At 34.9% G+C, this 12773-nt stretch carries 10 protein-coding genes; all 10 read left to right on the forward strand.

Annotated elements, in window-relative coordinates; genetic code table 11:
• Positions 1-9: 9 nt before the first annotated feature.
• The 10 genes from BN6559_RS10515 to BN6559_RS10560 all read left to right on the forward strand — a co-directional run bounded on the left by BN6559_RS10515 (position 10) and on the right by BN6559_RS10560 (position 12552).
• Positions 10-420: a PTS sugar transporter subunit IIA gene (locus BN6559_RS10515; RefSeq protein ID WP_110954659.1), complete on the forward strand. Its 411-nt coding sequence runs from the start codon at positions 10-12 to the stop codon at positions 418-420.
• Positions 421-440: 20 nt separating this feature from the next.
• Positions 441-1100: a ribulose-phosphate 3-epimerase gene (locus BN6559_RS10520; RefSeq protein ID WP_110954660.1), complete on the forward strand. Its 660-nt coding sequence runs from the start codon at positions 441-443 to the stop codon at positions 1098-1100.
• Between the two features lie 468 nt (positions 1101-1568).
• Entirely contained in the window at positions 1569-2762 is a 1194-nt protein-coding gene (locus tag BN6559_RS10525) for an IS110 family RNA-guided transposase (protein ID WP_234407919.1), read from the forward strand.
• Positions 2763-3071: 309 nt separating this feature from the next.
• Entirely contained in the window at positions 3072-3704 is a 633-nt protein-coding gene (locus BN6559_RS10530; protein ID WP_110954662.1) for a GntR family transcriptional regulator, read from the forward strand.
• 240 nt (positions 3705-3944) lie between these two features.
• Positions 3945-5072, forward strand: a complete 1128-nt coding sequence (locus tag BN6559_RS10535; protein ID WP_110954663.1) for an ABC transporter ATP-binding protein — start codon at positions 3945-3947, stop codon at positions 5070-5072.
• A gap of 1 nt (position 5073) precedes the next feature.
• A complete protein-coding gene (locus BN6559_RS10540) occupies positions 5074-6648 on the forward strand; it encodes an ABC transporter permease/substrate-binding protein (protein ID WP_110954664.1) in 1575 nt (524 codons plus the stop codon).
• A gap of 557 nt (positions 6649-7205) precedes the next feature.
• Entirely contained in the window at positions 7206-10091 is a 2886-nt protein-coding gene (locus BN6559_RS10545) for a sigma 54-interacting transcriptional regulator (RefSeq protein ID WP_199883924.1), read from the forward strand.
• Between the two features lie 226 nt (positions 10092-10317).
• Entirely contained in the window at positions 10318-10767 is a 450-nt protein-coding gene (locus BN6559_RS10550) for a PTS sugar transporter subunit IIA (RefSeq protein ID WP_110954666.1), read from the forward strand.
• 16 nt (positions 10768-10783) lie between these two features.
• Positions 10784-11086, forward strand: a complete 303-nt coding sequence (locus tag BN6559_RS10555; RefSeq protein ID WP_110954667.1) for a PTS sugar transporter subunit IIB — start codon at positions 10784-10786, stop codon at positions 11084-11086.
• A 50-nt stretch (positions 11087-11136) separates the two neighbouring features.
• Entirely contained in the window at positions 11137-12552 is a 1416-nt protein-coding gene (locus tag BN6559_RS10560) for a PTS galactitol transporter subunit IIC (protein WP_110954668.1), read from the forward strand.
• Positions 12553-12773: the final 221 nt, after the last annotated feature.

Below are 12773 nucleotides of genomic sequence, written 5' to 3' on the forward strand. Positions count from 1 at the left end.
AGAAGTTATATGGTAAAAATTTTGATTGTTACGCATGGACCATTGGGAGAAGCATTGATAGAAACTGCGGATTTAATTTTGGGTAAGACGAATCATACGACTGCTTTCGGATTGTATCATGGAGATAATATTGAGTTACTGCAAAGAAGAATAGAAGAATTTGTACAAGCGCAGGATGAGGGCGATGGAATCTTGATGCTGACAGATTTGTTGGGTGGAAGCCCTTGTAACAAAATAGCCCTTGCAATAAAAGCCTTGGAGAATACAAATAAAGTGGAATGTATCGTCGGCGTCAATCTGCCAATCTTGCTGGAAGCGATTTCTATGCAAAATGCGATGACTTTAAAAGAACTAGCGGAGCATTGCAAAATGCAAGGAACAAACAGTATTTTAAGCTTAAGAGAAAAGTTTGAATTTTAAAATGAAATGAGGAGCGGATAATGGAAAAATTATTATGCCCTTCTATGATGTGTGCGAATTATGAGAATTTAGAACGAGAAGTCATGTTGCTGGAACAAGCAGGCATTGATATCTTTCATATAGATATCATGGATGGGGATTTTGTTCCCAATATAGGAATGGGATTGCAAGATACGGCACTTATTTGCAAAGTAGCAAATAAACCGGTAGATGTGCATCTCATGATGCAAAGACCAGGCCGTTATATTAAAATGTTTGCAGATTTGGGGGTGTCTATCCTCTATATCCATCCGCAGACAGAAACGCAGCCGATCAAAGCGCTGCAGGAGATTCGAGCACTTGGTATGAAGGCTGGAATTGCGGTCAGTCCGGAGTTTGGTATTGCCGCAATCCATCCGATGTTGTCCATCGTGGACTATGTCCTTGTGATGACAGTCGTTCCTGGGTTTGCGGGCCAGAGCTATTTAGATTTTGTCGATGATAAAATAGAGATGTTATTGAGTCTGCGCAAGGACAAAAGCAAATATGATTATAAGATCATAATTGATGGTGCCTGCTCACCGGAAAAAATTAAAACATTAAGCGAGAAAGGCGTAGATGGTTTTGTATTAGGAACATCCGCACTTTTTCAAAAATCAAGAGATTATGCTAGTCTTCTTGAGGATTTAAGAAGTATGTAAAATTTTTAAACAATAGCATCGGTACTCCAAAACACTTAAAAAATAACGACTTGCTAAAATCTGTGAACTCACTTCGTTCAAACAAACAGATTTCTTTACGCGAGGCGTTATTTTTTCATCCTTTGAAACGTATTTTTCCGGAAAAGATCGGGCGAGTGACCAAAAGCTGTTGAAAATTTTTAGTGCAACAGTTCTTTTAGTACTATAAAAGTGTGAACACTAAATATAAAAATTTAGTTGTTTGCACTTATTTTTATTATAATAAGAGAAGTATATGGTCAGACGTACGGTTCTTTGGATTTCGCATCCGTGACAAAAACAGTCTGCCATCCTCTTATTATGAATCTTCGATTAAGTAGGTTGAAACCATTCTCTGGCTTTCGCGTAACGAACTAAAATGAAGAGTAATAAGTAGGAGTGGATACCATTTACAAATATTATATTAGGAGGTATATCCCCTTGATCAGTGTGGGAATTGACGTTTCAAAAGGTAAGAGTACCGTCTGTATTTTAAAGCCTTATGGCGAAATTATTCAGCGTCCATTTGAAATTATGCACACGGTAGAAGAGTTAACATCATTGGTAAAAACAATTAAGAACTTTAACGAGGAAACACGCGTTGTATTGGAGGCAACTGGCTATTACCATCTGCCCGTTCTAGCGTTTATGAAAGAAAACGGTATCTTTGTTTCGGTAGTTAATCCTTTAGTTATGAAAAAATATATCAATGTTTCATTGCGTAAAGCAAAGACGGATAAAATAGACGCTGGCAAAATTGCTAACTTCGGTATTGACCATTGGTTTGATTTAACCAATTACCGTCCTGATGAAAAAATATATGATGAATTAAAAATACTGGGACGTCAGTACATTCAATTCATGGGAATGTATGTAAAAACAAAGAGTACTCTTACTTGTATGCTTGATCGTACAATGCCAGGAATCAAGGACTTACTTAAAAGTTCTTCTGATGATTTTTCTCGTAATAAAATTGGAGATTTTGCTTTTAGATTTTGGCATTATGACATAATCACTAACAAAGGAGAAAAACAATTTGTAGATACATATGTGAAGTGGGCAAATAAAAAGGGATACCAAGCTAATGAGAAAAAAGCACATCAAATATATGCTTTAGCTCAAACAGGTATCCCAACATTGCCTTCCAGTACGCCATCGACCAAAATGCTCGTACAAGAAGCTGTCAAGGTACTTCTCCAAACAGAGAAGTCCTTACACAATATTTTAGCACGAATGAATGAGTTAGCAAAGAGATTGAAAGAATACAGAATTGTCCGTGCAATGCCGGGTGTCGGTGAAAAGTTAGCACCACGTTTGATTGCCGAAATCGGAGATGTACGTAGGTTTCATAACGGAAGTTCTTTAATTGCATATGCAGGTTTAGATACACCACCTTATGAATCCGGACGATTTACAGCAACAAAAAGAAAAATTTCTAAGCGAGGCTCGTCTATTTTACGTAAAACAGGATATGAAGTTATGAAGTGCTTAAAGACAGTCAAACCAGATTATGATAATGCTGTATACAAATATATCCTCAAGAAAGAGTCAGAAGGTAAACCGAAGAAGGTTGCTAAAATCGCGGGGTTGAACAAATTTCTAAGAATTTATTATACACGTGTAAAAGAGACAATAGCAGGTTAATTCCAATAAACTTTTGAAATCTGGTTTTTTAGAATTTAACCGGACTGCTTAGCCATGCCTTTTTTCAATGAAATATTTTTAGAATTTTTTATTAAAAAACTATTGATTTTTATTAGCAGGTTTTAGTATCCAGATTTATTGCCTGATTTTTCAGGTAATGATTTTTTGTAATACCGTATAGATTACTAAATTTCGTAATGAAGCAGATGAATAAATTTTTAGTTGTGATAAAAATTGAGTTTAGATGATAATCCCTAAATTTTATGATAGAATATACTCTATGATAAAATAATACGAGGTTTTTATTAAATGGAGAAGAAAATGAAAATTGTGAGTCCGGTATATCAGCAGATTGCAGTGGACATTGCGTCTAAAATTGCGAATGGACATTATGAAATTGGTTCTAGAATGTATGCGCGTTCAGTGCTTGCCAGTCAATATGGTGTTTCGCCGGAGACGGCAAGACGGGCTATTGCAATTTTATCGGATATGGAAATCGTTGATGTTAACAAAGGCAGCGGCGTGGTGATTCGTTCTGTTGAAAACGCAATTAAGTTAGTGAAACAATATGATGATATTAAGACGGTCAACGATTTGAAGCAAGATATATTAAGTAGTCTGGAGCGTCAGAAACAAGAGAATGACTATTTAAAGGCGCAACTTATTGAAATGCTGGATAAAACCGAACGATTTAAATCGATTAATCCATTTATTCCTTTTGAAATCAGGATAACAGAAAAAACGCCGTATATTGAAAAAACAGTTGCTGAAATTAATTTTTGGCATAATACGATAGCGACGATCGTTGGGATAAAACGGGACAATTGCCTTGAACTGTCACCAGGACCTTATGCAGTTTTGAAAAAAAATGATATATTTTATTTTGTCGGAGATGAAATTTGTTATGAGCGAGTGGAAAAATTTCTTTATCCGGACAGCTAAAAATAGTCTAGGAATTCACAATATGCGAATTCTTAGACTATTTTTATTTGGTTTTTTGGGTAAAATAATAAAGTTTATGAAGAAAATAATATATAATAAACAAACAACCTTATAAAAATAATGAGTTGTTACTTATTGAAATACTAACAACTTTATGATATTATTAAAGTTGTTAGTATGAAGATGAAGAAAGTGACAACTTTAAATTTCGTAAAAGTTGTCGAAAAAAGGGGGACTTTGATGATAAAGTTTGAGAATGTAAGTAAAAGTTTTAAAGATAAACAAATTCTAAAAGATATTTCTTTTGAGATAAATGAGGGCGAGCTTGTTGCGATTATTGGAGCAAGTGGCTGCGGGAAAACGACAATGTTGAAGATGATCAATCGCTTGATTGAGCCTTCGACAGGAAAGGTTTTCATACAGGGAAACGATATTTCTTCCTTGGATATGATTCAATTGAGAAGAAATATTGGTTATGTAATTCAGCAAACAGGCTTGTTTCCCCATATGACGGTACGAGAAAATATTGAAGTGATTCCGCGACTTGAGAATTTGGATAAAGAAAAGATTTTGACAAAAACTTGTGAATTGATGGACATGGTGGGCCTTAGCAGTGAGGAATATTTGGATCGTTATCCTACGGAACTCAGTGGTGGGCAGCAGCAAAGAGTAGGAATTGCCAGAGCGTTTGCTACGGATCCTAAAATTATTTTAATGGATGAGCCGTTTAGTGCACTTGATCCAATTACGCGATTACAGTTGCAAGATGAGTTGATTGAGCTGCAAACAAAAGTAAAAAAAACGATTGCTTTTGTAACGCATGATATGGACGAGGCGATTAAGATTGCAGATCGAATTTGCATTATGCATCAAGGTCATATCGTGCAGTATGATACACCAGAAAATATTCTAAAAAATCCTTATGATGATTTTGTGAGTACGTTCATTGGCAAAAATAGAATTTGGTCATCGCCTGAATTTATCAGAGCAAAAGATATCATGATTGAGGAGCCAATTACGTGTTATAAAAATTTATCTTTATTAAAATGCATGGAAAAGATGAGAAGTGCAAAGGTTGATAGTTTAATGGTTGTTGATTATGATCGTCATATTTTAGGAATTCTTGCAGCGAAACAAATACAAAATAAGACGGATAGAAGTGCTCCAGTATCAACTATCATGAATCATGATTTTGTAAAAGTTAGTCCTGAAGATACGATTGTTAATATTCTTGAGATTGTGAAGCAAAATAAAATAGCACAGGTACCAGTTGTTGATGAACGAGGCGTGTTGAAAGGTTTAATTACGAAAAGCAGTCTGGTAACGACGCTAAGTCAGCAGTTTTTAGATACCGAGGAGGTGATTTGATATGACTGAATTATTGAGTTATTTATTTAGTATCAAAGGGCAGATCATCTCTTTAACAATCGAGCATATAGAGCTTACAGCTTTTTCAGTTGGACTAGCAATTTTAATTGGAATGCCTGTGGGCATACTTATCAGCTATATAAAGAAGCTAAATAAGCCTGTTCTTGGCATTGCTAGCATCATTCAAGCTATTCCAAGTCTAGCATTATTAGGGTTTGCAATTCCATTATTGGGAATTGGGACAGTCCCGGCCGTGGTAATGGTTATTTTATATTCTTTATTGCCGATTATAAAAAATACGACGACTGGAATTAATGGTATTAATCCACAAATGGTGGAAGCTGCAAAAGGAATGGGCATGAAAAAGTGGCAAATTTTATTTAAAATAGAGCTTCCACTTGCATTGCCGGTGATTATGTCCGGTGTTAGGATTGCGGCGGTTACAGCGGTTGGCTTAATGACGATGGCTGCTTTTATTGGCGGTGGCGGACTTGGTTATTTGGTTTTTTCCGGGATTCGGACGGTTAATACAGAGCAGATTTTAGCGGGAGCGATTCCTGCTTGTATATTGGCACTTGGTGTAGATGGTCTATTTGCGATTATTGAGAATTTGGTTACACCTGTGAGTTTACAAAAGAATCAGGAAAGAAGTAATCTATCTAAAGTTGGGAAGAGTAAAATACAAAAGGCAATTTTAACAGTTGCAGCCTGTTTTTTAGCTGGATTATTTGTAGTGAATGGAATTTCACAAGGATATACGCAAGATAAAGTCATTGCGATAGGAAGTAAGGATTGGACAGAACAAGAGATTATCGGGAATTTGTTGGCGGAGCTTATTGAGACGAAAACTGACATTGCCGTAGATCGTAAATTAGCGCTCGGTGGTACGCAGGTCTGTTTTACTGCATTAAAATCTGGAGATATTGATTTGTATGTTGATTATAGTGGGACTGCCTATGGTGACATGTTGAAATATCCACCGATTTCTGACGTAGAAAAGGTATACGATACAGTGAAAAAGGATTTAAAAGAAAAATATGAGATTGATGTTTTAAAACAAATGTCATTTAACAATACCTATACGTTAGCAGTAACAAAGGAAACCGCTGAAAAATATAATTTAAAATCAATCAGTGACTTGGCAAAAGTCGGTCAGCAATTAACTGCTGCTACTTCTTTAGAATTTTTAAATCGGGACGATGGAGTTATCGGATTAAAGAAAAAATATCAGTTTAATTTTAGAAATGAAATTGGTATTGACGGAAGTCCGAAGTATGCTGCACTCATCAATAAAGAAAGTGACGTTACCGATGCATTTTCTACCGACGGGCTATTAAAAAAATACGATTTAACTGTTTTAGAGGATGATCAGCATTTCTTCCCGCCATATTATGCGATTCCTTTAGTACGTGCTGAAACAGCAGAGAAGTATCCTGAAATTGTTCCAATTGTTGAGGAGCTAGGAGCGATGCTGACAGAAGAGGTAATGAAGGATTTGAATTATCAAGTCGATGAATTAAAGAAAGACCCTAAAGCAGTTGCCCACGATTTTTTAACTGAAAAAAATTTAATCTAATAAATTTTATATAAAATTTATTAGTCGTTTTTCTGATGTAAACTGAATTTGTCAATAAAATAAATATCTATGATAATAAATAAAAATAGATAAAATCGTTCCACTTATAAACTAGTACGAAGATAGGTTGCCGGTTGGTGAGAAGTGCCCAGATGCTAGGCGCAGCAAGGGGATGTGAAGGAGTCGTACTGCTGTACTAGGGCGAGCAGCCCTTTGCAGTAACGACGCAGATGAGTACTTATCGCCGACCCGCCACCTATCTGTCCACAGTTTATCTATAGTATGAACCCTCGCAGGTTTTCCTGCGGGGGTTGTTTTTGTTATGATAAGTGAATGAATAGCAATTGATGAATTTTAGTATCTTATGTTTAGGAATGTAAGTATTTGTATATTCAATAACTATACATTTTGTTCATTACAAAATGATCAAAAATAAGATATTCACAATTTGTATAAAATTTTCTGTAGGGAAGGCGAATTCACTGTTTCCTGTGTAGTGTAGATTGGTAAAAGTATGGCACAAATTTTGCATATAAAATTAAAAAAAAGGAGATTTCATGATGGATATACAAACGAAGCTCATTAATATCATTAATACTGAAAATAAAAAAGATCCGCTGACTGATATTCAAATTGCTAAATTCTTGAATACTACACGTGAAAATATAACAAATATCAGAAAAGAATTGAATATCAATAATTCCAGACAACGACGATATCCATATTTAAAAGCTGCAATCTTAGCGATAAAAAAGAATGCAAAAACGATTAATATTTCAGATATAACAAGAGAGTTATTAGAACAAGGTTTTGATATCTCAAGGAGAGTCGTTGAAGAAGTCTTGTCGCGAGAAGAAGTGGAGCTTGAACCGACAGAAGAAAAAACAGAAAAAAGAGATCCTTTTGCAACGTTGATTGGCCATAATGGCAGTTTGAAAAATGCGATAGAACAGGCCAAATCGGCGATTATGTACCCGCCAAAAGGTTTGCCAACGTTGATTGTCGGTGAAAGTGGCGTTGGTAAGAGCTTATTTTCAAAAAAAATGTATGATTTTGCACGGCAAGAAGGCATTTTATATGAGAATTCGAGCTTGGTTGTATTTAATTGCGCTGATTATGCTGATAATCCCCAACTATTGCTTTCGTTGTTATTTGGTTATAAAAAAGGTGCGTTTACTGGAGCGGTGAATGATAGTCCGGGTTTGGTTGAAGAAGCAGATGGTGGAATGTTATTTTTAGATGAAATACATCGGCTGCCGCCTAAAGGTCAGGAAATTTTGTTTTCCATCCTAGATCGAGGCTGTTTTAGACGGCTTGGTGAAACCAATGTGGAACGAAAAGTAAGTGTTATGCTGATTGGAGCAACAACAGAGAATATTGAGACGAATTTATTGCTTACATTCAGAAGGCGTATACCTATGGTGATCTACTTGCCTTCGTTAAGAGATCGTTTTTTGAAAGAGAAGGTAGATTTAATTTATCGAATTTTTCAACAAGAATGTAATCGAATCAACTCAAAAATTTTTGTAGATAAAAATGTAGTGGAAATTTTAGCTTTAAATAAATTTAGTGGAAATATTGGACAATTAAAAAATATGATTCAGGTATTGTGTGCAAGATCTTTTATGCAGGTGATCAATAAGAAAGAAGACCGATTGGTTTCTATTGATGTAAATGAGATATTAAAGTTGATGGATTCTTTCAATGAAACGTCTTTATTAGATGGGAATTATTCTGAGATAAGAAAATATTTAAATAATTTAATGCTAATTCCATTTAAATGCAATCATTTATCTATTGATGAAGATATAGAAAGAGATAACTATGTTGAACATGATATTTATAGAAGTATTGAAGAAAAATATTACGATTTAAAATTATTAAACTTACCAGATAGTGAAACCGAAAATATCTTGTGGGCTTTTATTTTAAATAATTTTACGAACTTAAAATTCAATATGAATAAACAGCAAGATGCACTTTCCATGAATGATTTATACAGTTTTGTTGGACAAAATATTGTACGTGCAGTGAAACAGTTGATGAAACAGGTCATGGAAAAAGAACCAAATGGCGAAATCAATAAACATGCCTTTAAATATTTGGCGATTCATCTAGATGAAGCAATCAAGCGAATTCGCCTCAATCAAAAAATTATTAATATCAATCTTGAGAAAATTAAAAAAGAATTTGCCAAAGAGTATGCAGTCTGTTTAGAATTTGCTAAGAAGGTTGAAGAGAGTGAAGGGGTAAAAATTCCTGCGGATGAAGTTGGGTTTATTACTTTGTATCTCAAATCTGCGCTGAGTCAAGATACATTGAAGAAAAGAGTCGGATTGATCATGATTTCACATGGCTATATCGCGACTGAAACTGTAAAGGTCATTAAAGAACTTTTAGGTACGAATTTTCCAATCGCAATTGATATGCCATTAAATGAAAAGCCGATTCATATTTATAATAAGGCGATTGAACTGGCAAAAGTCATCGATCAAGGAAGAGGCGTATTGTTTTTAGTAGATATGGGCTCATTGAGTAATATTGGTGATATCGTATACAATCAGACCAATATAAAAGCAAAAACTTTAGATCGAGTCGATGTCGTGCTTGCACTTGAGGCTACAAGACGCGTATCCTTGGGGGAGGATACTTTAGAAGAAATTTATTTTTATTTGAAAAAAGATAAGTTCGAATATCTGTATGTCAATGAAAAAGAAAGCGACCAAAAACCGGATCTTGTTGTCACCATTTGTCTGACTGGGGAAGGGAATGCAAAACAAATCAGCCGTATGATTGAGAGTAAATATAAAGATTTACCTTGCCATGCAATCAGTGCGATGGATGAGCTTTTGGTCACGAAAATTACAGAATTGCAAAAGGACTATCATGTGCTCGTGGTTGGAACGATTAATCCGAAAATTCCGGGAATATGCTTTATTGATTATGATGAAAATCTGTTGAAAAATATTGATATTCATCTATCTGCAAAAAAAGAATTGCAAAACGTGCAGCAACATCATCGAATGATTGATCAAGATTTAATGATCTTTGAACCGGAAATTTACTTTAAATCGGATTTGTTAGAATATATTTGTTCATTGTTAATTAACAAAGGGTATGTAGAAAAAGAATATTTGCAATCTGTTTTAGACAGAGAAGCGCTTTTACCGACATTTACTGAAGGTAATACAGCTGTTCCACATGGAAATTCTATTGGTGTAAATCGGACGAGTTTTGTATTTGTCAAACTTAAAAATCCAATTGATTGGGGCGTTGGAAATGTTAATTTTGTCTTTATGCCAGTATTTAAATCAACCGATAAAGAAAATGTAAAAGACATGCTTAAAATTTTGCGCGATCATGTGTTTATGACAAAGATAAAGGGGTGTGTAGATAAAGAGAGTTTCCAGACAATTATTTTGGACAAGCTTGCTGCAATGTAGTATGTAGTTTTAAAAGCAGAAACCTAACCGTGGGGGCAATCTCACATAATGTTGAACAAGATTTCAAAAATGTACGTTTATGGCTTAAATGTATGAGATGAGATGGAACGCTTGAAAATTCAAGTCTTGATTCAGAAAAATGAAGAAAATTTTGTTTGGCACGGTTCTTGCTTAATAGTAAAGTGTAAAGATTTATTCCTTAAGAATTGAGAAAGGAGGATATGAAATGGATTTAGATTTAATCGCATTAGATGTTGAGGCACTGAATAGTGAAAGCATCATTAAAGAACTAGGACAAAGAATGTTAGCAAAAAATTACGTGAAAGATTCTTATATTACAGCGGTACTCAATCGAGAAAGTAAACTACCGACCGGACTAGATCTGGGAGCGTTTTGTGTAGCGATTCCGCATACGGATTCTGAACACGTGAATAAATCTAATTTTGCTGTAGGTATATTAAAAAATCCAGTAGCTTTTCATTCCATGAGTGATCCAACAAAGGAATTGGAGATTGGATTAGTTTTTTTACTGGCAGTAAAAGATGCAAAAGCGCAAGTTGGTTTATTGGGAAGCTTGATGAAGGTCTTTCAAAATGTGGAACTAATGAAGCAAATAAAAAGCGCAAAAAGCAAAGACGAAATTGGAGAATTATTAAATTTTATTAAAGTCGAATAAAAGAGGGGGCGTTATCATGATTCAGGTTAATGTTTTATCGGTATGTGGTTCTGGAACTGTAACATCATCTATGGTAGCAGGCAAATTAAAAGAAACTTTAGAGAAACAAGGAATCAAAGTTTCCACGACGGAAGCAAGACCAACAGAAGCGTTAAATTTAGCACAATCCGGACGTTTTGACTTTATCACGTATACGAGTCCACTACAGTCAGGTGATTATGGAATTCCAACGATTAATGCTTTTGCTTGCTTAACTGGCATGGGAGAAGATGAATTCTTTGAGGAAGTGCTTAAAGTGGTTCGTGAACTGAAAAAGTAAATATTGATTGATAAATTCAAGATTTATCAGAACTTAAGGAGGTTGTACCCATGTTGGAATTTATGAAGTCTATTATTGATTCATTTGGTTCGGCGATTATTGTGCCATTTATTATCTTTATTATCGCTAAAGTATTTAAAGTTACCACAAAAAAATCTTTTCTTTCGGCAATCTATGCTGGGGTAGCACTGCAGGGCTTTGTATTGATTCTAAATTCGTTTACTCCTATTATTACACCGGTTATTAATCAAATGGTGCAAAGTACAGGAGTACAGTTACCAGTATTTGATGTTGGCTGGCAGGCGACATCTTTAGTAGCTTTTTCTACAAGTGCTGGGATGATTTATCTAGGATTAGGTATTGCTTTACAGACGATCTTATTTTTAGTTAAGTGGACAGATGTTTTTCAGCCATCAGATTTATGGAACAATTACTCCTATATGGTTTGGGGTGCTATGGTAATTGGGGTGACAGGAAGTTTCGCATTAGGGATTGCCTGCATGGTTTTACTCAATTTATATAGTTTGCTAATTTCAGAATTGGTAGCAAAAAGATGGTCTACCTATTATAAGTATCCAAACTGTACAATTATTGCAATGCATAATGTTGAACCATCCATTTTTGCAGTGATTGCTGATCCAATTTATAATGCATTAGGATTAAATAAAATTAAATTAAATCCAGCTGAATTAGAGAAAAAATTTGGCTTTCTTGGTGAACCGATGACATTGGGGCTTTTCCTTGGGATGTTTATTGGTATTTTAGGTAATGTAAATAGAATTGATACATTGGCTGCTTGGGGCGAAATCATGAAGGTAGGTATATCTACCAGTGCTGTTATGGCTATTTTCCCTAAAGTTGCAAGTATGTTTGCGCAAGCATTTGCACCAATTACTGAAGCTGCAAGAAAAATGATGCAAAAAGCAGGGAACAGAGAATGGTATATTGCGGTAAACGATGCAGTGGGATATGGTGAACCAGCGACATTGATGTCAGGTTTAATTTTGATTCCAATTATGCTCGTTGTAGCGATTCTATTGCCGGGTAACCAAGTTTTACCGGTTGTTGACTTGTTGGCGATTCCTTATATGGTGCAAGGACTTGTTGCGGTTCATAATGGGAATATTGCGAAAATTCTTTTTTCCGGAACAATTTGGTTTGCACTAGGCTTGTATATTTGTACGTTAACTGCTCCTTTATTTACTGATATGGCATTGGCAATTGGTGTTGCGATTCCAGCCGGTGCAATGTTAATTACAAGCTTTAATATCTTAGGAAAACCTTTGATGGGATTAGTATTCTTTGCGTTTTTAACAGCAAGCCCAGTTCTTATTGGAATTACAGTAGTTGTTTATGCTGTGCTATGGGTTTTATACAAAAAGAACAAATCCAAGGTTTCCGATTATTTGGATCAACAAGCATTAAAGAATGTTGCGGATGAACCACAAAATCAAGTGAGTGCTTAAATCGCATTAAATATTCAATTGATTTGAGGAAATACCGATTTACAAAGTGCTGTAAAATCATTTACAGGCTTTAACGTAAATCGGTATTTTTTATTTTATGTAAGATCGCTTCTAATAAAATTTCTAAAAAGCAGTACATGATGTTGTAACTATAAACATAATGCGAAAGCATACTTTCATTATGTAATAGAGTTGTATTAAATGTATTGTGATTTGCAAGA

The organism is Massilibacillus massiliensis (assembly GCF_900086705.1).
In the GTDB taxonomy this organism is placed as follows: domain Bacteria; phylum Bacillota; class Negativicutes; order FLKF01; family FLKF01; genus Massilibacillus; species Massilibacillus massiliensis.